General features: G+C 73.6%; 15 protein-coding genes and 1 pseudogene. 10 read left to right on the top strand and 6 right to left on the bottom strand.

Annotated elements, in window-relative coordinates:
• Window positions 1-604 precede the first annotated feature (604 nt).
• Window positions 605-2,626, top strand: coding sequence for a hypothetical protein (locus UW392_RS46060; RefSeq protein WP_320781313.1), 2,022 nt, complete (start codon window positions 605-607; stop codon window positions 2,624-2,626).
• A gap of 252 nt (window positions 2,627-2,878) precedes the next feature.
• Here UW392_RS46060 and UW392_RS46055 read toward each other — a convergent pair whose 3' ends face one another.
• Window positions 2,879-4,129, bottom strand: coding sequence for an acyl-CoA dehydrogenase family protein (locus tag UW392_RS46055; protein ID WP_320781312.1), 1,251 nt, complete (start codon window positions 4,127-4,129; stop codon window positions 2,879-2,881).
• A 124-nt stretch (window positions 4,130-4,253) separates the two neighbouring features.
• Between UW392_RS46055 and UW392_RS46050 the strand changes: the two genes are divergently transcribed.
• Complete coding sequence (locus tag UW392_RS46050; protein WP_320781311.1) at window positions 4,254-4,817, top strand: DUF6328 family protein; 564 nt, start codon at window positions 4,254-4,256, stop codon at window positions 4,815-4,817.
• A 42-nt stretch (window positions 4,818-4,859) separates the two neighbouring features.
• Entirely contained in the window at window positions 4,860-6,026 is a 1,167-nt protein-coding gene (locus UW392_RS46045; RefSeq protein ID WP_320781310.1) for a PP2C family protein-serine/threonine phosphatase, read from the top strand.
• A gap of 31 nt (window positions 6,027-6,057) precedes the next feature.
• Here UW392_RS46045 and UW392_RS46040 read toward each other — a convergent pair whose 3' ends face one another.
• Together UW392_RS46040 and UW392_RS46035 are read right to left on the bottom strand one after the other, a co-directional pair.
• Window positions 6,058-6,354, bottom strand: coding sequence for an STAS domain-containing protein (locus UW392_RS46040; protein ID WP_320781309.1), 297 nt, complete (start codon window positions 6,352-6,354; stop codon window positions 6,058-6,060).
• Entirely contained in the window at window positions 6,354-10,397 is a 4,044-nt protein-coding gene (locus UW392_RS46035) for a SpoIIE family protein phosphatase (protein WP_320781314.1), read from the bottom strand. Before UW392_RS46035 ends, UW392_RS46040 begins: the two co-directional genes overlap by 1 nt.
• Before the next feature lie 625 nt (window positions 10,398-11,022).
• On the opposite strand from UW392_RS46035, the gene UW392_RS46030 reads away from it, so the two are divergent.
• Window positions 11,023-11,382, top strand: a complete 360-nt coding sequence (locus UW392_RS46030) for an STAS domain-containing protein (protein WP_320781308.1) — start codon at window positions 11,023-11,025, stop codon at window positions 11,380-11,382.
• 518 nt (window positions 11,383-11,900) lie between these two features.
• Here the strand turns inward: UW392_RS46030 and UW392_RS46025 are convergent.
• The 3 genes from UW392_RS46025 to UW392_RS46015 form a co-directional block, all read right to left on the bottom strand.
• Window positions 11,901-12,359: an ATP-binding protein gene (locus UW392_RS46025; RefSeq protein WP_320781307.1), complete on the bottom strand. Its 459-nt coding sequence runs from the start codon at window positions 12,357-12,359 to the stop codon at window positions 11,901-11,903.
• A gap of 69 nt (window positions 12,360-12,428) precedes the next feature.
• The gene (locus UW392_RS46020; protein WP_320781306.1) at window positions 12,429-13,745 is read right to left on the bottom strand and encodes a SpoIIE family protein phosphatase; all 1,317 of its coding nucleotides are present in this window, start codon (window positions 13,743-13,745) and stop codon (window positions 12,429-12,431) included.
• Window positions 13,745-14,560 carry an alpha/beta hydrolase gene (locus tag UW392_RS46015; protein WP_320781305.1) on the bottom strand — a complete coding sequence of 272 codons (816 nt, stop codon included), beginning with the start codon at window positions 14,558-14,560 and terminating at the stop codon, window positions 13,745-13,747. Before UW392_RS46015 ends, UW392_RS46020 begins: the two co-directional genes overlap by 1 nt.
• A gap of 262 nt (window positions 14,561-14,822) precedes the next feature.
• Between UW392_RS46015 and UW392_RS46010 the strand changes: the two genes are divergently transcribed.
• The 6 genes and pseudogenes from UW392_RS46010 to UW392_RS45985 form a co-directional block, all read left to right on the top strand.
• A complete protein-coding gene (locus UW392_RS46010) occupies window positions 14,823-15,707 on the top strand; it encodes a xanthine dehydrogenase family protein subunit M (RefSeq protein ID WP_320781304.1) in 885 nt (294 codons plus the stop codon).
• Between the two features lie 2 nt (window positions 15,708-15,709).
• Entirely contained in the window at window positions 15,710-16,219 is a 510-nt protein-coding gene (locus UW392_RS46005) for a (2Fe-2S)-binding protein (protein ID WP_320781303.1), read from the top strand.
• The gene (locus UW392_RS46000) at window positions 16,216-18,612 is read left to right on the top strand and encodes an aerobic carbon-monoxide dehydrogenase large subunit (protein WP_320781302.1); all 2,397 of its coding nucleotides are present in this window, start codon (window positions 16,216-16,218) and stop codon (window positions 18,610-18,612) included. The genes UW392_RS46005 and UW392_RS46000 overlap by 4 nt, the downstream gene beginning before the upstream one ends.
• Window positions 18,613-18,623: 11 nt before the next feature.
• Window positions 18,624-19,523 (top strand): XdhC family protein, encoded by a 900-nt coding sequence (locus UW392_RS45995; RefSeq protein WP_320781301.1) that lies wholly within the window; start codon window positions 18,624-18,626, stop codon window positions 19,521-19,523.
• 103 nt (window positions 19,524-19,626) lie between these two features.
• Window positions 19,627-20,511, top strand: a complete 885-nt coding sequence (locus UW392_RS45990) for a MoxR family ATPase (RefSeq protein ID WP_320781300.1) — start codon at window positions 19,627-19,629, stop codon at window positions 20,509-20,511.
• Window positions 20,508-20,881 (top strand): annotated as a pseudogene (locus UW392_RS45985) (CoxE); the annotation flags it as partial. The gene UW392_RS45990 and the pseudogene UW392_RS45985, both read left to right, overlap by 4 nt.

Here is a 20,881-nt window from a genome sequence, read left to right as displayed (position 1 = left end):
GCGCGCAGCGGGGCGGGGGCGGGACGGGCGCCGTCGTCACGCCGTCGCCGCGCCGTCCGGCCGGTCCGGACCGCACCGGCCGGCGGGACCGCCAGCAGACTGGCGCAGTGCGGGCAGAAGGCGTCCTCGTCGTCGGGCCCGTACAGGCCGCTCGGTGCGGCGTATGGAGTGTCCATGCCTCGTCAACGCGTGACGCCGGACCGGGCAACCCGTCGGCGACGGCTCGAAACCGGACCGCAACAACGGATATGTACCCGGCACGTGCCCCGCCGCTCCCGTCCCACCGCCCCGCCCCGGCGGCCGGACCACCGGGTCTCAGCCCGACGACAACCCGACGACAACTCGACGACACGGCCCAACGACGGCCCTACGACGGCCCAGTGACGGCCCAGTGACGGCCCAACGACCGAGACGGGCTGTTCGGCACCCCCCGCTCCGGTCACGGCCGGCCCCGCCCACCTGCCCGGACCTCTGTCCACGGCCAGGCATTAGCCCATGCGGGGGAGGTTCGTCGCCCGTTGGTGCGACAGGAACGTGTGACCATCACGCGATTCACTCGTTTGAGGCCGTGTCAGTTCTTCGTCGGCCGCGGAAAGGCGCCACGATGCCCGTCAGTCGGTTCCGCACCCCATCCCGCCTGCCCCACCGGCACGTCCTGAGGACCGAGTCCGTCCTGGTCGAGCAGTACGGCGACCTCGTACGCCTGGCGTACCTGGTACTGCCCGCCTCCCTCGGCCGGCACCGGAGGGTCGTGCGGGCGCACTCCCTCACCCAGCGCGCGCTGCCCGGGACCCTGGAGTCCCTCACCGCGCCGAAGGTCCCCACGCCCCGCGAGGGCACCGCGGCCGGGACCGCGGCCGGGACCGCCGACATCCCGAACCGGCTGCGGACGGCCGTCCTGCGCGCCGCCCTCGCCCATGACCGGCGCCCGCGGCTGTGGCCCCGGCGCGCGGCGGGACCCGGGGCGCTGCTGCCCCGGCTGCCCGTCGTGATCGGGCTGCGGCTCTTCCCGCGTTCCGGGACGGTCGAGGAGATGGCGCTGACCCGGGCACTGTCGAGCGTCGCACCCGCCGCCCGGGGCGCGTTCGTCCTGCGCTACCTCGACCGGCTCCCCGAACCGGACGTGCTCGCGGTCCTGGAGGCGGCGGGCGCCGGGCACCCCGCCGCCGCCCTGCGCGCCGCGGAGCGTCTGCCCGCCGCGGCCGGCACCACGGCCGAGGCGCTGCTGTCCTCCTCCGACCTGCGGGAGTTCGACGCGTGCACGGTGCAGGCGCATCCGACGGACCTGCTCCGCCGCAGGCGCCGTACGCGGCTCGCGGGGGCGCTCGCGCTGGCGGGCGCCGTCACGGCGACGGCGCTCGTCGTCGCGGACGTCGGCCCCGCGCGGGACGACCCGGCGACCGTGCCGGCCGGTGCCCCGGCCCCGGACGACCTGCTGCGCACGGGCTCCGAGGTGTGGGCCGACACCTCCCGCGTCGACTTCACCGCCTGGCCGGTCCGCGGCGACCGGACCGACGACACCGGCCTGCTCGCCCGCGCCCTGTCGACGTGGGTCCGTCCACCCGGCTCCACGGAGGTCACGGTGGTGCCCGGCACCCCGACGGACCCGCCGCCCCGCTCCCCCCGGCTGCTGTACGCGGGCGAGGTCGACGCGCGCGCCGTCGTCCTGCTCCACGACGGCCAGCGGCTGGTCCGGTACAGCGAGAGCACCGCCGACGAGGACGACGCGTCCCTGGTCGTGGCCCGCGCCGACGACGCCGACGTGACCACGGCCGCCGCGGTGGCCCTGGACTCGCGCAAGGGGAAGGCGCGTTACCTGCTGGCGCCGTGGATCGCCGAGGCGGCGACCCGGGACCTGCTGCGCCCCGACACCGCCGCCGGTGCCGTGGAGGTGTCCCGGGACGGTGTCACCGGGCCCGTGGCCGCCGCCGACGCGAGCGGCTGCGCGAGCCGTACCGTGCTGCAACTGCGCTCCTCCGCCCGCATCGTCGAGGACCACTCCTTCCTGGTGGCCGGGCTCGGCGGCCTCTCCCCCGTCCACCTCACCTACACCCCGCTGCCCGGCGGCGGCACACCCCCGGCCCGGCAGCCCCGGGAGGCGACCGGCAGCACCGCCCTGGTGGCCTGGTCCCGGCTGGCGTGCGGCCTCGGCGACCTGGCGGACCACGGTGTACGGGCCGTCAACGCCTGGGACTTCGCCGACCAGGCCCTGCCCCAGGGCGGCGGTCCCGGCGTCTGGTCCTGTTCCCGCGTGGTCACCTGGGTCGGCCGCGGCGACGTGACCGTCAGCCTGCGCGCCGGGGACGGCGGACAGGCGCGGGTGGTGGCCCGGGAGCGGTCCACGGCGGCCTGCGGCCGGTTCGGCCAGCACGTCGTCGCCCGCGCCCACTGGCGCTCGCCCGGCGGCGACTGGTACCTGCTCGCCGCCGGGAGCCGGGAGGTGACCGGCCTCGACGTGACCGGTGACGTCACCGCCGACTCCGGGGGGCGGACCCTGGCCGTGCGGGCCCCGCGCGGGGCGACGGCCGAGGTGACCGGGCACCTGTCGACCGGCGAGGACCTGACCGCCCTCACGGAGGCCGAGGACCGGGCCGGGGACCGGGCCGGGGACCGGGCCGGGGATTAGGCCGAGCAGCGGGCCGAGGAGGTCAAGCACCGGCGGCCGCCCCCCTCTTGAGAGTGACGGTCGACTTCACACCGCCTGCGTGAGCCCAGGGCGGGTACACCTCAGATAGTTCAGCCGAGCGAGAGGTGACTCATGCTCTTCACGCTGTGCACGGCAGGTCCCCTGCTGCTTGCCCTCCTCCTGGTCCAGCAGAACACCGAGCGGCGCGAACCGCGCCACAAACGCCACGGTCCGCCAGCCCGCTGACCCCCGTCATACGAACGCGCTGCGGCCGGTGATTGCCTTGCCGACGATCAGCGTGTTCATCTCCCTGGTGCCCTCGTACGAGTAGATCGCCTCGGCGTCGGCGAAGAAGCGTGCGACGTCGTAGTCCAGCACGATGCCGTTGCCGCCGAAGACCTCCCGCGCTCGGGCGACCACTTCCCGCATCCGCGCGGTGACGTACGCCTTGGCCAGCGAGGAGTGCTCGTCCGCGAAGACCCCGGCGTCCTGCAACCGGGCGAGCTGCTGGAGCATGCCCCAGCAGGCGGTGATGTCGCCGAGGGACTTCACGAGCAGGTCCTGGACGAGCTGGAACCTGGCCAGCGGCCGCCCGAACTGCTCACGCTCCGTGGAGTAGCGCAGCGCCAGTTCGTAGGCGCCGATCATCACTCCCAGTGCCTGCCAGGCCACCGAGGAACGGGTGGCCCGCAGGATCTCCGCGACGTCCCGGAAGGAGTTGACGTTCTGCAGCCGGTCGGACTCCGGCACCCGCACCCCGCTCAGCGTGACGTCCGCGTTCTCCACGATGCGCAGGGAGGTCTTGCGGTCGATCCGCCGCGCGGCGAACCCCTCGGCGTCCTTGCCGACGACGAACCCCTTGACCTGGTCGTCCTCGACGTCCCGCGCCCAGACGACCACGTGGTCGGCGAAGGTGGCGTTGCCAATCCACCGCTTCTCCCCGTCGAGCACCCAGGTGTCGCCCTCGCGGCGGGCCGTGGTGCGCATCCCGGCCGCCACGTCGGAGCCGTCGAGCGGTTCGGTCAGGGCGAAGGCGCCGATCGTGTCCATCGCGGCCAGGCCCGGGAGCCACCGCTCGCGCTGCTCACGGTCGCCACCGGCGTGGATGGCGTACATGGCCAGCCCGTTGTGCACACCGAAGAAGGTGGCGACGGAGGCGTCGACCCGGCTCATCTCCATCGCCATCAATCCCGACAGCAGATGGCTGACGGCCGGGGCGTGGTCTCCGTAGCCCTCGTAGGGCAGTCCGACGAGACCGCTCCCCCGGAACCGGGTGATCAGCTCCTTCGGGAACCTGCCCTCGGACCACGCGTCGTTGACCAGGGGCGCGACCTCCTCGCGCAGGAACGCCCTGGTCCGCAGGAGGATCTTGCGCTCGTCGTCGGACAGCGCGCTCTCGAAGTCGTAGAAGTCGGCCAGGGTCCGGTCGTCGCCCGTGGGATGCGCGTCGCCCGTGGGGTGCGCGTGGTCCGTGGGGTGCGCGTGGTCCGTGTGAGTGGTCATGACTCCCCTCGTTCCACGGTTTCGTTGCGCGATGCGCACAAGGGGGCGCGCGATCGCCCTGATTCACTACAGGCATGTACGGGGCGTGACCGGGCAGATGAACCATCCGCAACGGGAGGACACCATGACCATTGCCCCGGAATCGGATGTGCGCGCCGAGGGCGGCGACGGACACGAGCCGCCGGAGTCGCCGCGCGAGCGCGTGAACCGCAGGTGGAACGAAGTGATGCAGGAGACCCGGGTCGCGCAGACCGGGGTCCAGATCCTCTTCGGCTTCCTGCTGAGCGTCGCCTTCACCTCCCGGTTCCACCAGCTGGGCACCTTCGACCACGTCGTCTACGTCATCACCGTGGTCTGCGGGGCGGCCGCCACCGCGTCCCTGATAGCACCGGTCTCGATCCACCGCTTCCTGTCCGGGCAGCGGATGAAGGACGAGATGGTCGAGATCGCCCACCGGCTCATGATGTGCGGCATGGTGCTGCTGGCCCTGACGATCGGCTGCACGCTGCTGCTCATCCTCCACGTCGTCGTCCCCGGTCTGCTCGCCGAACTGCTCGTCCTCGGCGTGATGCTCTGGTTCGGGGCGTCCTGGTACGCCCTGCCGCTGTGGCTGCGCCGCCGCGCCTCCCGCCGGCTGGCGCGGCACGACACCCCCCGGCAGGACCGGGCGGGCGACCGGGACGACTGAGCCGACCCCGCCGGTCCGGGAAACCCGAGAAAGGACAGTCACGTGGACGGCAACACCTTGGAGCTGGGCGACCTGCTCGCCGACGCGGAGGACGCGTCACCGGTGGAGTCGGTCGACGTCGTCGCGCGCAACCTGCAGAAGAGGTTCGCGGCGGCCAGCGTCTCCTTCCTCTTCGTCGACCTGATCGAGGAGGAGCTCCTGCGGCTCACCACCGCCGACGGGGCGCACGACGGACACCTGGCCCCGCGCATAGCGCTGCGCGGCAGTGTCTACGAAGAGGTGCTGCGCTCCCAGCGCGCGCACGTCGAGCCCGACGACGCGGGCGGCTACCGGGTCATCTCGCCGGTCACCAACCGCGGTGACTGCGTCGGCGTGCTGGAGGTGACCCTCCCCCACTCCGACCCGTCGGTGCTGCGCAAGGTCGACCAGGCGGCACACGCCCTCGCCTACATCATCGTCACCGACCGGCGTTTCACCGACCTCTACCACTGGGGCCGGCGCACCACGCCGACGAGTCTGGCCGCCGAGATCCAGCACCAGTTGCTGCCGTCCGCCTCGGCCTGCGAGGCCGCCCAGTTCTCCGTCGCCGGCGGGCTGGTGCCGGCCGACGACATCGGCGGCGACACCTACGACTACGCCCTGGACCGGGACACCCTGCACGTGTCCATCACCGACGCCATGGGCCACGACACCGACTCGGCGCTGCTGGCCACGCTGCTGCTCGGCGCGCTGCGCGGCGCCCGCCGGGCCGGCTGCGGCATCGCGGAGCAGGCGCGGCGCGCGCACCTGGCCCTGCTCGACCACAACCGGGGTCTGGCGACGGGTCAGTTGCTCCGCATCGGCCTGGACACCGGCCACGTACAGCTGATCAACGCGGGGCACCCGCGTCCCCTGCTGCTGCGCGACGGCACCGTACGGGAGGTGATGCTCACCGCCAACCTGCCGTTCGGTGTGTCCTCCCCCGTCGGACATCAGGTGCAGGAGATGCAGCTCCTCCCCGGTGACCGGCTGGTGCTGCTCACCGACGGCATGCAGGAGCGCGGTGCCTCCGGTGTCGACCTGCCGGCCATCCTCCTCGGCTCGGACGCCCTGCACGCCCGGGAGGTCGTGCGCCGTATGGTCGGCGCCGTCCAGGACGCCTGCCGGGGCAGCCTGCGCGACGACGCCACCGTCCTGTGCCTGGACTGGCGCGGCGACCGGAGCCGGTGAACCGGGCTGCCCGGTCTGACCGGCAGCCCGGTCAGACCGGTCCCGCGCGGTGCACCGTGGTCAGCTCGGCCAGCCCGGAGACGGTCAGGACCGGTTCCAGCAGGGCCGTGGCGATCAGCTCGATGCGTTCGCTGTGCCGGAAGAGCACGCTGAGTCCGGCACTGTCGAGGTACTCGATGCCCGTCAGGTCGATGACGAGCGGACCGTGGACGGTCTCGATGGCGGTGACGAGGGTCTCGGTGTTGCTCATGTCGATCTCGCCGACCGCCGTGAGGACCGTGACACCGTCGTGGCGCCGGCCGGTGGTGAGGGTGAGCGGGGTGGTCATCAGGCGATCCTCGTGTGCATGTCTACGGTGGTGCCGGCGGCACCGGAGGTGATGGTGACGTGCTGCATGAGCGCGCGCATCAGGGCGACACCGCGGCCCCGGTGAGGATTGAGTTCCGGCCGGGGGGTCTTCCACCGGCCGGTGTCGGCGACGGTCAGCCGCACGTCGTCCACCAGCGCCTCCGCCCGGAGCCTGACGGTGTCGCCGGGGGCGTCGCGGTGTCCGTGTTCGATGGCGTTGGCACAGGCCTCTCCCGCGGCCACGAGGATGTTCTGGACGGTGTGCTGCGGAAGTTCGCACTGGGCGAGCCAGGCGCGCAGGGCGTTGCGGACCGGGGCGAGCTGGCCGGACTCCGCGGGGAAGGCGACGTCGAGCGGGGCCGGGTGCCGGTAGAGCAGCAGGGCGACGTCGTCGTCGTAGCCCCCGGCGGGTGCCAGCCGGGCCATCACCTGGGTGGCGAGGTCGTCCACGGCCGCGTCGCGCCCCTCCTGGACGGCGGCGCTGGCCTGGTCGATGCCGGCGGTGAGCGGGCGGCGGCGGCGTTCCACGAGTCCGTCGGTGTAGAGCAGCAGAGTCGCCCGAGCGGGCACGGTACAGGTCGCCTCGGGACGGGGCCGGCCGGGTCTGACCGCCAGCGGTACGGAACGTCCTTCGTCGAGGAGGCGCGTCGCGCCGTCGGGGTGGGTGAGGATGCCCGGCGGGTGCCCGGCGCTGGAGTAGGTGAGGACACCGCTCTCCGGGTCGAGGACACCGCAGAAGACGGTGGTGCACATGGCGCCGGTGATGCCGGCCGCGAAGTCGTCCAGCGCGGTGAGTGTCTGCGCGGGGCCGACGTCCTGGAGCAGCAGGGCCCGGCACGCGCTGCGGAGCTGTCCCATGACGGTCGCGGCCTCCAGGCCGCGACCGACGCAGTCACCGACGACGATGCCGATGCGGCCGCCCGGCAGCCGGACGGTGTCGTACCAGTCGCCGCCGACCTCCAGGGGGCGGGTCGCTGGTTCGTAGCGGACGGCGAAGCCGTTGGGGAGGTCGGACGGGCCGAGGATGGAGCGTTGCAGGGCGATGGCCGTCTCGCGCTGCTGGTCGATCTGGTGGGCGCGGGCCAGTCCCTGGGCGAGCTGTCCGGCCAGCAGGGAGAGCAGCAGCTGGTCCTCGCCGGTGAAGGGCCGGTGGTCGCCGAGGTCGATCCAGAGCGCCATGGGTCCCTCGGGGTGGCTGAGGGCGATGCCGGCGCCGGTGGTGTCCTCGATCGGGGTGAGCGGGGACTGGTCGAGCCAGGTGGTGAGGGTGGCCTGCCGGTCGGCGGGCAGGTCCTGCCAGCGCAGGCCCTCCTCGGTGGCGGTGACGGCGGGTTCGGCGCCGGGGACCGCCACGGCGGCCGTCACGCACTCCGCGTGCCACAGCTGCCGCAGTTCGGCGAGGGCGCCCGCCAGGGCCTCGGGCAGGTCGGTCGCCTGGGTGAGCCGCATGCTGAGGGCGGCCTGCGCGCTTCTGCGCTGGACGGCGTAGTGGTCGGCGGTGACGTCGCGGAAGGTGCCGACGGTGACCCGGCGGCCGGTGTCGGGGTCCTGTGCCTGGTTGAAGCTGGCGGTGACCCAGATGCGGTGGCCGTCGCTGTGGACGACGGGGATGGTGTACGAGCCCTTGGGGTCGCCGACCACCTGGGTGAAGGCCGCCGCGACCTGGCGGTGGGCCTCGGCGTCGGTGTCCGCGTCGGGCCACCAGGGGTGGGCCGGCCGGTAGGGGAGCCCCTCGGGGCCGTAGCCGAGGATGTCGGAGAAGGCCGCGTTGATCTCGATGACGGCGCCCTCCTCGTCGCAGACGAAGAACGCCTCCTGGAGGGAGTCGACGAGGGCGGTGCGCCAGCGGGCCTGGTGGTTGCGGAGCCGGGACAGTTCGATGCTGGCCCGCGTCCGGGCGAGGAGTTCGGCGGCGGCGAAGGGCTTGACCAGGTAGTCGTCGGCGCCGGCCCGCAGACCCTCGATGGACGCCTCCTGTCCGGCCCGCGCGGAGAGCAGCAGGACGGGCACGGAGGCGGTGCGCGGGTCGGCGCGGAGCGCCGCCACCAGTTGCAGGCCGTCGAGGCCGGGCATCATGACGTCGCTGATCATCAGGTCGGGTGCGTCGGCGCGGACGGCGCGCAGGGCGGACCGGCCGTCGTCGACCGCGTCCACCTCGTACCCGGAGCCGCGCAGGATGCGGGTGAGGTACTCGCGCATGTCCGTGTTGTCGTCGACGACGAGCACCCGCGCCGGGACGGCGGGAGCGGCGAGGTGGCCCGGCGCGGCGCCGGCCCACGTCCCGGCGGCGGGGATGCCCGCGCCGTCGTCCGGGTCCGCGGGGCCGCGCCCGGCCGCGATGCGGCCGCGTGCGGTGCCGCCGGTGCCGTCCGGCAGCCAGCGCAGCGCCTCCTGCACGTAGGGGTCGGCCGCCGCGGAGACCGAGCGGCGCTCGGCGGAGACCAGGGCCTCGGGCGGCAGGTGGTCGGCGCCGTAGGGCAGGTGGACGGTGAAGGTGGTGCCCTCGTCCTCGGTGCTGTCGGCGGTGATCGTGCCGCCGTGCAGGCCGACGAGTTCCCGTACGAGGGCGAGTCCGATGCCGCTGCCCTCGTTGGAGCGGGAGCGGGCGTTCTCGATGCGGTGGAACCGTTCGAACAGGCGGGGGATCTCGTCGGCGGCCACGCCGATGCCGGTGTCGGCGACCTCGACGACCGCGTGGGTGTCCTCGGCGCGCACGGCGACCCGGACGGAGCCGTCGAAGGTGAACTTCAGGGCGTTGCTGAGGAGGTTGAGGATCACCTTCTCCCACATGCCGCGGTCGAGGAAGACCTCGCGGGCGAGCGGCGGGCAGTCGATGGCGAACTCCAGGCCGGCCCGGTCGACGGCGGAGCGGAAGACGCTGGCGAGTTCGGCGGTGACGGCGGCCAGGTCGACCGGTTCGTAGTGCGCCTGCATCCGGCCGGCCTCGATGCGGGAGAAGTCCAGCAGGGAGTTGACGAGTTTGCCGAGCCGCAGTCCGTTGCGGTGTATGACGTCCAGTTCCTCGCGGAGGGCCGGGTCGGCGTCGGCGAGGCGGGACCGCAGTTCCTCCACGGGGCCCATGATGAGGGTGAGGGGCGTGCGGAACTCGTGGCTGATGTTGGAGAAGAAGGTGGTCTTCGCCCGGTCCAGTTCGGCGAGTTCCTCGGCGCGGCGCTGCTGGTTCTCGTAGCTGCGGGCGCTGGCGATGCCGGACGAGAGGTGTCCGGCGACCAGTTCGACGAAGCCCCGGTAGTGCTCGTCGAGGGCGCGGTAGCGGTTGAGGCCGGCCACCAGGAAGCCGTAGGGCGTGCGGCCCTGCTGGAGCAGGGGGACGGCCAGCGCGAGGCGCGGGTGCTGCGGCCAGCCGCCGGTCGGCAGTTCGGTGAACCGCGGGCCGTCGAGCGGGACCAGCACGCTCTCGCCGCGGGCGAGCGCCGCGACGGGCCACGGCCCGGCGGCGGCGTCCGCGTCGGGATCGGCGGGGAGCATCGCGGGGGCCGCCGGGTGGCCCGCGCCGAGTCCGGTGGTGCCCTTGAGGCGGGCGGTGCCGTCGGGGCCGAGCAGATAGGTCAGCGTGAACGGCAGGTCCCGCGGGTTGCGGCCCAGTTGGTGGTCGGCGAAGGCCAGCACCTCCTGCTCGGTGCGGACCACGCTGGGGTCGGAGCCGAGGTCTCGGAGCGTCGCCATCCGGCGTTCGCCGATGACCCGGTCGGTCTCCTCGCTGACGACGCACAGCATCCCGACCACGGCGCCGTCGTCGTCGCGCAGCGGACTGTAGGAGAAGGTGTGGTAGGTCTCCTCCGTGTAGCCGGAGCGCTCCAGGAAGAGCAGCAGCCCCTCGTCCCAGGTGGCCCTGCCGGTGCTCGTGACGGTGTCGATCCGCGGGCCGATGTCGTCCCAGATCTCGGCCCAGACCTCACGCGCGGGGCGGCCGAGGGCCCAGGGGTACTTCCTGCCGAGGGTGTCGCGGCGGTAGGCGGCGTTGCAGAAGAACGTCAGGTCCGGGCCCCACGCCATCCACATCGAGAAGCGGGACGACAGCAGGATGCTGACCGCCGTGCGCAGGCTCTGCGGCCACTCCTGCGGCGGACCGAGGGGGGTGGCCCGCCAGTCCACCCGGGCCAGGTCCCGGCCGACCTCCTCGTCGGCCGCGAACACGTCGGTCCCGGCCGCCGCGGCCCCGTGTTCCTCGTCGTGCGACCACGCCACTGGCAACTCCTGTCGTTCGCACCGCTCCCCCGTGCCGCCCGTCCCCCGCGGAACGGCCGGCACTCCCGTCGCCCGGACCGGGAGATCCGGCGCCCCGGCTCCGTGCCCGGCGCCGTCCGGACCAGTCTGGCCCATCCGGGCGGACGACTTCGTAGGATAAGCCCAGTCAGCCCCGGCCACATGCGGCGGCGGCCATCGCGTCGGCACGGAACAACCGGGGGGTCCACATGACGAGCGGGTCCCGTCTCTCCTGCCCCGGACCGGCGGACCGACGCGCGGAACCGTCCCGCCACGGCCGGGCGGGGCGGCGACGGCCCCGCACACCGAACGGTGTCATGCTGGGTGAGCACGGCCCGGTCGGGTACCAGGCCCTCACGACGGCGTGGTCGGCGCCCCGTCCCCACCCCCACAGTTCGCAGAACCGCATCCAGGAGAACCGGTGACCGATCCCGAACGCCTCTTGACCGTCACCCCGCGCGCCGTCCCCGGGGGGCCCTTCGTCCTGGAGGTGAAGGGGGAGCTGGACCACCACAGCGCCGACGTGCTGACCGCGGCGGTCGACGCGGCCCCCTTCGACAGCCACGGAGTGGTCGTCGACCTGGCGGGGCTGACGTACTGCGACTCCACCGGGATCACCGTGCTCATCACCGCCTACCAGCGGGCCCAGGCGACCGGCTCGCCGCTGAGCCTGGCCGGGGTCAGCGAGGACCAGATGCGGGTCTTCGACATCGTCGGGCTCGACCAGGTGTTCACCTTCCACCCCAGCACGGAAGCGGCGATCACCTCCTTGCAGCGGTGACTCGGTCGTCACCACCAGCTGGCCGCGCTCCAGCGCGGGCCCCGGATCGACACCCGCCGGGAGCAGCCAGCCGAGGGACGTCCCCGGGCTCGTTCAGGTCGGCGAAGTACGGGACGCGCTCACCGCGCCGCAGACCGGCGGCGAGAAAGGCCGTGACCACCCGGCGCTGCTCGGCGTCGTCCGCGAACGGCAGACACAGGTGATCACCGTGCGCCGCCTCCTCGACCCGGCGTTCCGTACCCTCGTACGTCCTCACCTCGGCGCCCAGCCCCTCCCTGGCAATCCGGCCGGACCACGGCGTCGCACGCCGCCCCTCCCCGGACCGGACATCTGGGTCGATCACTGTGTCCAGTGCCGGGCCGCTCGCCCGCGGTCGCCTTCCGCCGTCGAGCGGCCGGCGCGACATGGTGGCGACTTCGGAGCGGGAGGTCGAGGAGTCCCTGGCGGCCGGGTACGCCGGCCTGCGGGTCAGCGGCGAGATGGGGCGGGCGCTGCGCGCCGTTCCCGGCGCCGTCCGCTCAGCGCAGCGCGATCCGCGCGGTGACCCGCTTCCCGGTCGGCTCGCGCTGGACGTCGACCTCCTGGCTGAGCGCGGCGACGATCTCCAGGCCGTGCTGCCCCACCCGCCCGGGGTCGGCGGGCCGCGGCGTCGGCAGTGCCGTCTCGCTGTCCCGTACGGTGACGGACACCATGCCGTCGGCGACGGACAGCGACAGCTCGACCGGCCCCGAACCGTACTTGACCGCGTTGGTCACCAGCTCGCTGACGACCAGCTGCGTCGCCTCCACGACGCGGGCCGGCCACGGCTCCGCCCGGCCGTCCTGCGCCGCGGCCAGATACCGGACCGCGAGGTGGCGCGCGTCCGCGACGCGGAACGCCCCGCGTTCGAACGACACGGACAGCCCTCGTGTCCCGTCCTCGTACAGCACCCGCGCACCCGGCGACCCGTCCGGTCCGCCCTCACTCAATTCCGCCACCGCCGTCTGAACTCCCCCGTGGGGCGCGTACCGCTGCCGCACCCCGCGCGACCAGAACATTTGTCGCCCCTACGATAGTTCCCGTTGTGTTCGATCACTCCCCGGGCAGGGGGGTACGCCGACCACCAGTACCGCGGTGTCGTCGTCCACACCGCTGCCGAGGGTGCTGAGGAGGTCGGCCAGCGCGGCCACGGCGCCGGCCGCCGTGGTGGGGGCCAGCGCGCGGACGAAGCGCAGCAGGGCCTCCTCGCCGTAGCGGCCGCCGGCTCCGTCGGCGCCGTCGGTACGGGCTTCGGTGAGGCCGTCGGTGTAGAGGAGCAGGGCGTCGCCGGGGGCGAGGCGGACGGTGGTGGTCACGATCCGGGCGTCCGGGAGGACGCCGATGAGCTGGCCGCCGGGGGTGGGCAGCTCGTCGGCGCTGCCGTCGGCACGGATCAGCAGGGCCGGCGGGTGCCCGCCGGAGGCCAGGACGATGCGGAAGCCGCCGGCCTCGGCGCACGGTTCGAGCCGCCCGTACAGGACGGTGCAGAAGCGGGGTTCCACGGCGTCGTCGCGGTGGAGGGCGGTGTTGAGGTGGGCGAGGACGGCGGCCGGATCGGCGTCGTAGACGGCGGCGGCCCTGAGGGTGTAGCGGGCCAGGGAGGTGACGGCCGCGGCGGCGGCGCCCTTGCCGCACACGTCGCCGAGGAACAGTCCCCAGCTGCCGCCGGTGAGCGGGAAGAGGTCGTAGAAGTCGCCGCCGACCTCGTCGACGGAGGCGATGTGGTAGTAGGCGGCCACGTCGAGGCCGGGGACGTCGGCGAGCGCGGGCGGCAGGAGGGTCCGCTGGAGGGTGGCCGCCAGCCGCTGGAGTCGTTCGCGTTCGCGTTCGGCCTCCTGGCGGGCGCGGAGCAGCTCGGCCTCGTAGGCGCGGCGGTCGCTCGCGTCGAGGACGGTGGTGCGGATGAGGAGCGGTTCCCCGTCCTGGCCGGTCTTGATCCTGGAGGTGACGAGGACGGGGAGGCGGCTGCCGTCGGCGGCCTTCAGTTCCAGGGCGATGCCGCTGATCTCGCCCTGCATCCGCAGCAGCGGGGCGAAGTGGGTCTCGTGGTAGAGCTTGCCGCCGACGGTGAGCAGGTCCGCGAAGCGCCTGCGGCCCACGAGGTCGGCGCGGCGGTACCCCAGCCAGTCCAGCAGAGTCTTGTTGATCTTGGCGATCCGGCCGTCCGGCAAGGTGGAGAGGTAGCCGCAGGGCGCGTTCTCGTAGAGATCCTCGACGCTGTCCTCGGGCAGACCGGCGGGGAGAACGAAGTCCTCGTCCGCCGGGACGTCCGTGGGGGCATCCGCGGGGGCGTGCGTGGAGCCGTCCGCCGGGACGTCAACGGGATCGTCCGTCGGGTCGGACATCAGCGGCCCGCTTCGGCGGTGGCGAACGCGGCGATCGCCGCCGCGGTGGCCTCGGGAGCGCTGAGCTGCGGGCAGTGGCCGGTCGCGGCGAGGGTGACCAGTTCGCTGCCGGGGATGGCGGAGTGGACGAAGGCGCCCACCTCCCGGGGGGCGAGCGCGTCGGTGGCGCACTGGACGATCAGGGTGGGCAGGGCGACGGAGGGGAGGTCGGCCCGGTTGTCCGAGAGGAACGTGGTGCGGGCGAAGACACGGGCGATCTCGGGGTCGGTGCGGCAGAAGCTGTTGGTCAGCTCCTCGCCGAGCTCCGGGCGGTCGGGGTTGCCCATGATGACGGGGGCCACGGTCGCGGACCAGCCGAGGTAGTTCGACTCCAGGGAGCCGAGGAGTTCGTCGATGTCGTCCGCGGTGAAGCCGCCCCGGTAGCCGGCGGCCGGGTCGTCGATGTAGCGGGGCGAGGGGGTGAGCAGGACGAGGCCCGTGAAGAGGCCGGGCGCGGCGCGGGCGGCCAGTACGCCGATCATGGCACTGACCGAGTGCCCGACGAACACGACGGGGCCGAGGTCCAAGTCCCGGCAGATCTCCACGACGTCCTCGGCGTAGCCGTCCAGCGAGGCGTAGCGCTCCTCGCTCCAGGCGGACAGGTCCGACCGGCCGGCGCCGACGTGGTCGAAGAGCACGACCCGGAAGTCGGGCTCCAGCCTCGGGGCGACGAGGCGCCACAGGTGCTGGTCGCAGCCGAACCCGTGCGCCAGCACGAGGACCGGGCCGTCCTCCCGCCCGGTCACCGTCACGTGATTCCTGCTCCGCACGTCCATGCCGGACATTTTTCCACCGGCACGGTCAGGGTGCCCGCCGCGCGCACCCACGGGCGATCCGCCGCGCGGGCCCCGGGGGCGGTCGGCCGCGGGCGGTCGCCGGGGAGGGGCGGCCGCGAGCCGTCGCCGAGGACGGTGCCGCCGGTGATCGACATAAGCGGACGGACGACCGCCCGTTGACACCGCGCGGTGCCCAGCGCCCAATGGTGGCCTCACGGCGTCTCCCGGCGCCGGGCGGGCGGCGAGGGAGGGGGAACGCGGCATGCAGGTTCCGGCCCCGTTCGAGTACGAGAGGGCGGACAGCGTCGAGGCGGCCATCGCGCTGCTGGAGCGGCACGGGGACACGGCCCGGCTGGTGGCGGGCGGGCACAGCCTGATCCCGATGATGAAGCTCCGGCTGGCGAGCTTCGACCACCTGATCGACATCAACGATCTGCACGACGAGCTGGGCTACATCCGCGTACGGCCCGGGGAGGTCCGCGTCGGCGCGCTGACCCGCCATCGTGAGCTGCTGGAATCGGAGGAGCTGGCGGCGGTCCTGCCGCTCTTCCGCGACGCCGAGCGGGTCATCGCCGACCCCGTGGTCCGCAACCGCGGCACGCTCGGGGGGTCGCTGTGCCAGGCCGACCCCGCGGAGGACCTGTCCGCGGTCTGCGCCACGCTCGGCGCGGTCTGTGTCGTCCGGGGCGCGGACGGGGAGCGGACGGTGCCGATGGAGGAGTTCCACCGGGGGCCGTACGAGACCGCGGTGGGCGACGCGGAGATCCTGACGGAGGTGCGGCTCCCGGTGCGCGCCGGCGGTTCGAGCGCCTACGAGAAGGTCGAGCGGCGGGCCGGTGACTGGGCGGTGGTGTCGGCCGGTGGAGCCGTCCGGCTCGACGGCTCCACCGGCCGGATCGCCGACGCGCGCGTGGCGCTGGCCGCCGTCGGGCCGGCCGGCCGGGCGGTCCCCGGGATCGCCGACGCCCTGCGCGACCGCCTCCCGGACGAGGAGGCGTACGCCCACGCCGGTGACATCGCCGCCGGGAGCTGCGACCCGGTGGACGACCACCGGGGCAGTGCCGCCTACAAACGTCATCTGGCCCGCGAGCTGACCCGGCGCACGCTGCGCAGGGCCGTGGCCCGCGTCACCGGGAACGAGGTGTGATCATGCAGGTCACCATGACCGTGAACGGGGACAGTGTCACCCGGGAGATCGAGGGCCGGCTCCTCCTCGTGCACTTCCTCCGCGACCACCTCGGGCTGACCGGCACCCACTGGGGCTGCGACACGAGCAACTGCGGCACCTGTGTGGTGTGGCTGGACGGCGAGCCGGTCAAGTCCTGCACCGTGCTGGCGGCGATGGCCGGCGGCCACGAGGTCCGCACCGTCGAGGGACTGGAGAAGAACGGCGAACTCGACGCCGTGCAGCGAGGTTTCGTGCACTGCCACGGTCTGCAGTGCGGCTTCTGCACGCCCGGGATGCTGATGACCGCCCGCGCGCTGCTGGACCGCAGCCCCGACCCCGGCGAGCAGGAGATCCGGGAGGCGCTGTCGGGTCAGATCTGCCGCTGCACCGGGTACGCCACCATCGTCCGCTCGGTGCGCTGGGCGGCGGCGGAGGAGGCCGGTACCCGCACCACGACCACCGCGGAACCCACCACCGGAGGTGTGTCATGACCACCGCCCACCCGGACGGCCGCCGCACCGCGTTCCCCGACAACGACAAGAAGCCCTGCGGTCACGGCCGCATGCTACGCAAGGAGGACGCGCGTTTCGTCCGCGGCAGGGGCCGCTACGTCGATGATCTCCGGCTCCCCGGCATGCTGCACCTGGCGGTCCTGCGCTCACCGCTCGCCCACGGCCGTGTCGTGTCCGTCGACACGTCCCGGGCCGCGGCCCACCCCGGCGTCCGGCTGGTGGTGACCGGCGCGATGCTCGCGGAGAAGGGCCTGGCGTGGATGCCCACCCTCTCCGGGGACGTGCAGGCGGTGCTCGCCACCGACAAGGTCCGCTTCCAGGGCCAGGAGGTCGCCTTCGTCGTCGCCGACGACCGCTACACCGCCCGGGACGCCCTGGAGCTGATCGACGTCGAGTACGAGCACCTCGACCCGGTCGTGGACGTACGGACCGCGCTCTCCCCCGACATGCCGGTGATCCGGGACGACCTGGAGGGCAAGCGCGACAACCACTGCTTCGACTGGGAGACCGGGGACGCCGCGGCGACGGACGCCGTCTTCGCCCGCGCCGACGTCGTGGTGAGCCAGGACATGGTCTATCCGCGGGTGCACCCGGCGCCCATGGAGACCTGCGGGGCGGTCGCGGACTACGACGCGGTCGACGGACGGCTCACCCTGTGGTCCACCAGCCAGGCGCCGCACGCCCACCGCACCCTCTACGCGATCGTCGCGGGGCTCCCCGAGCACAAGATCCGGGTGATCTCCCCGGACATCGGCGGCGGCTTCGGCAACAAGGTGCCGATCTATCCGGGATACGTGTGCGCGATCGTCGCCTCGCTGCTCACCGGGAAACCCGTCAAGTGGATGGAGGACCGGGGCGAGAACCTGATCAGCACCGGTTTCGCCCGCGACTACGTGATGCGCGGCGAGATCGCGGCGACCCGCGAGGGCCGCATCCTCGCGATCCGCACCCATGTGCTCGCCGACCACGGCGCGTTCAACGGCACGGCGGCGCCGGTGAAGTACCCGGCGGGTTTCTTCGGCGTCTTCACCGGCAGCTACGACATCGAGGCCGCGTACTGCAGGATGACGGCCGTCTACACCAACAAGGCACCCGGCGGGGTGGCCTACGCCTGCTCGTTCCGTATCACCGAGGCCGTCTACCTGGTGGAACGGATGGTGGACCGGCTCGCCCGCGAACTGCGGACCGACCCGGTCGAACTGCGCACGCGCAACTTCATCCGGCCCGAGCAGTTCCCGTACCGGACGAAGACGGGCTGGGTGTACGACTCCGGCGACTACGCCCCGACGATGGAGCTGGCGACCCGGCTCGCCGGGTACAAGGCGCTCCGTGCCGAGCAGGCCGAGCGGCGGGAGCGCGGCGAGATCATGGGCATCGGGGTGTCGTTCTTCACGGAGGCGGTCGGCGCGGGGCCGCGCAAGGACATGGACATCCTCGGGCTCGGCATGGCGGACGGCTGCGAGCTGCGGGTGCACCCCACCGGCAAGGCCGTGGTCCGGCTGTCGGTGCAGAGCCAGGGGCAGGGCCACGAGACGACCTTCGCCCAGCTCGTCGCGGAGGAACTCGGGATTCCGCCCGAGGACATCGACGTGGTGCACGGCGACACCGACCAGACGCCGTTCGGGCTCGGCACCTACGGCAGCCGCTCCACCCCGGTCTCCGGGGCCGCCGCGGTGCTGGTCGCCCGCAGGGTCCGGGACAAGGCGCGGCTGATCGCCTCCTCGATGCTGGAGGTGTCGGTCGCCGACGTGGAGTGGGAGAAGGGCGCCTTCCACGTCGCCGGTGACCCGACGGCCTCGGTCACGATCCAGGACGTCGCGATGCGCGCGCACGGCGCCGGTGACCTGCCCGACGGGGTGGAGGGCGGCCTGGAGGCGCAGATCTGCTACAACCCCGAGAACCTCACCTATCCGCACGGCGCGTACATCTGTGTCGTGGACATCGACCCGGGGACGGCGAAGGTGACCGTGCGGCGGTTCGTCGCGGTCGACGACTGCGGGACCCGGATCAACCCGATGATCATCGAGGGCCAGGTGCACGGCGGGCTCACCGACGGGGTCGGGATGGCGCTGATGGAGATGGTCTCGTTCGACGAGGACGGCAACTGTCTGAGCGGTTCGCTGATGGACTACCTGCTGCCGACCACGCTGGAGGTCCCGGACTGGGAGACGGGGTTCACGGTCACGCCGTCGCCGCACCATCCCATCGGCGCGAAGGGCGTCGGGGAGTCCGCGACGGTCGGCTCGCCGCCGGCCATCGTCAACGCGGTGGTGGACGCGCTCGAACCGTTCGGTGTCGTCCACGCCGACATGCCGCTCACCCCGTCGCGGGTGTGGGAGGCGATGCAGGGCCGTCCGGCGCCGCCGGTCTGAGCGGAGGAGCGGTGTCCCCCACGGTCAGCAGCCGTGCGCGCGAACTCGCCGAGCGACGCGTGCCGTTCGTGCACGCGCGCGTGGTGCGCGCCCAGCCGCCCGCGTCCGCCCGCCCTGGCGACGAGGCGATCGTGCACGGCGACGGCACGATCGACGGTTTCGTCGGCGGGGTCTGCGCGGAGAGTTCGGTGCGTACGGCCGCGCTGGGCGCCCTGCACGAGGGCGATCCGCTGCTGCTGCGGGTGCTGCCGGAGGGCGGGGCGGGGTTCCCGGAGACGCCCGGTGCCCGGGTGGTGGTCAACCCCTGTCTGTCCGGGGGCGCACTGGAGATCTTCCTGGAGCCGGTGCTGCCGCCGCCGCTGATCGAGGTCACCGGGGACACCCCGGTCGCCGGGGCGTTCGTGGCACTGGCGGAGGTGCTCGGGTACGCGACGGCCCGCTCCCCGTCCGGATCGCCCGACGCCGTCCTGGTGGCGGGGCTGGGCCGCGGCGACGCCGAGGCCCTGCGCTCGGCGCTGGACCGGGGCGTCCCGTACGTCGCGCTGGTCGCCAGCCGGCGGCGGAGCGCGGCCCTCTTCGACGAACTGGGCCTGGACGGGGCGGAGCGCGCCCGGGTCCGCGCGCCGGCCGGTCTCGACATCGGCGCCCGTTCGGCGGCGGAGATCGCCCTGTCCGTCCTGGCGGAGGTGGTACGGACGGTACGGTCGCCCGGCTTCCGCGGGGACGGGCCGCCGGGCGCCGGGAAGGCACCGGACCGTGCCGCCGTGGACCCGGTGTGCGGCATGACGGTGACCGCGGGCCCCGGTGTGCCGCACCTGACCGGTGCCGGCGGCGAGGTCTGGTTCTGCTCTCCTGGCTGCCGCGACCGGTGGGCGGCGGAGCGGGCCGCCGGACCGGCGGAGGAGCAATGAGCGGACCGTTCGGCGACGCGGAGGAGGCCGGGGTGAGCGGACCGTTCGGCGACGCGGAGGAGGCGGGGGTGAGCGAACTGTCCGCCGACGCGGAGGAGGAGGGGTGAGCGGACTGTTCGCCGACGCGGAGGACGTGCGGTGCCGTCTCGACGCGGTGGGGTACCTCGTCGACGAGGGCACCGCGACCGCCCTCCACCTGGCCGCCGCCCTGGGACGGCCGCTGCTGCTGGAGGGTGAGCCGGGGGTCGGCAAGACCAGCGCGGCCAAGGCGCTCGCCGCGGCGCTGGACACACCGCTCATCCGGCTCCAGTGCTACGAGGGTCTCTCCGCGAGCGAGGCGCTGTACGAGTGGAACCACCAGCGTCAGCTCCTCGCCGTCCGGCTCGCCGAGTCGCGCGGCGACACCCTGGACGGCAGCGGCCTGTTCACCGAGGAGTTCCTGCTCGACCGGCCGCTGCTGAAGGCCGTACGGCACGACGGTCCGCTGCCGCCGGTGCTGCTGGTGGACGAGATCGACCGGGCGGACGACGAGTTCGAGGCGCTGCTCTTCGAGTTCCTCGGCGAGTCGGCGGTCACCGTGCCGGAGCTGGGGACGTTCGCGGCGGTGCGGCCGCCACTGGTGGTCCTGACCTCCAACCGCAGCCGCGAACTGCACGACGCGCTGCGGCGCCGGTGCCTGTACCACTGGATCGACTTCCCCTCCCCGGAGCGGGCCGCGGAGATCCTGCGCCGGTCGGTGCCGGCCGCGGCGGAGCCGCTCATCGCGTCGGCGACCGCGTTCATCGGCCGTGCCCGCACGCTCGACCTGGACAAGGCGCCCGGTCTGGCGGAGGCGATCGACTGGGTGTCGGCCCTGACGGCCCTGCGGGTGACACGCCTGACCCGCGCGGACATCGTCACCACGCTGAGCACGGTCGCGAAGAGCCCGGACGACCGTACGACCCTGACGGACTCGCTGGACGACCTCGGCCCGCCCCCGGTGGGATGAGACCGGACCGGGCTCCCCTGTTCCCCGCCGTCGACCGGGCCGCGTTCGTCGCCGCGTTCGCCGAGCGGCTGGGGCGGTGCGGTGTGCGGGTGGAGCTGACCGCGCAGCGGGATCTCGTGGCGGCGCTGGCGGTCTGCCCGCCGCTCTCCCGGTCGGCGCTGTACTGGACGGCGCGGGTCACGCTCGTCCGGGACCGGGCGGGGCTCGCCGTGTTCGACGACGTCTTCGCGGCCGTCTTCGGCGAGCGGCGCGCGGCCGCCGATCCGCCCGCCCGGCGTACGGGCCGGGGGCCGGACCCGGTGACGGCGGACCGGCCGGACGCTCACGGGCCGTCCCCGGACGATCCGGACGGTTCCGGTGCCGGCCGCCG

Source organism: Streptomyces sp. CRN 30 (assembly GCF_034105845.1).
The sequence above is the reverse complement of the archived record's forward strand: the minus strand, read 5'-3'. Positions and strand labels throughout refer to the sequence as shown.

Bases quoted from the DNA above. Each gene is read 5' to 3' on its own strand.
- UW392_RS46060 (WP_320781313.1), top strand. From the start codon at position 605: ATGCCCGTCAGTCGGTTCCGCACCCCATCCCGCCTGCCCCACCGGCAC.
- UW392_RS46055 (WP_320781312.1), bottom strand. From the start codon at position 4,129: ATGACCACTCACACGGACCACGCGCACCCCACGGACCACGCGCACCCC.
- UW392_RS46050 (WP_320781311.1), top strand. From the start codon at position 4,254: ATGACCATTGCCCCGGAATCGGATGTGCGCGCCGAGGGCGGCGACGGA.
- UW392_RS46040 (WP_320781309.1), bottom strand. From the start codon at position 6,354: ATGACCACCCCGCTCACCCTCACCACCGGCCGGCGCCACGACGGTGTC.
- UW392_RS46035 (WP_320781314.1), bottom strand. From the start codon at position 10,397: ATGTGGATGGCGTGGGGCCCGGACCTGACGTTCTTCTGCAACGCCGCC.
- UW392_RS46020 (WP_320781306.1), bottom strand. From the start codon at position 13,745: ATGTCCGACCCGACGGACGATCCCGTTGACGTCCCGGCGGACGGCTCC.
- UW392_RS46015 (WP_320781305.1), bottom strand. From the start codon at position 14,560: ATGGACGTGCGGAGCAGGAATCACGTGACGGTGACCGGGCGGGAGGAC.
- UW392_RS46010 (WP_320781304.1), top strand. From the start codon at position 14,823: ATGCAGGTTCCGGCCCCGTTCGAGTACGAGAGGGCGGACAGCGTCGAG.
- UW392_RS46005 (WP_320781303.1), top strand. From the start codon at position 15,710: ATGCAGGTCACCATGACCGTGAACGGGGACAGTGTCACCCGGGAGATC.
- UW392_RS46000 (WP_320781302.1), top strand. From the start codon at position 16,216: ATGACCACCGCCCACCCGGACGGCCGCCGCACCGCGTTCCCCGACAAC.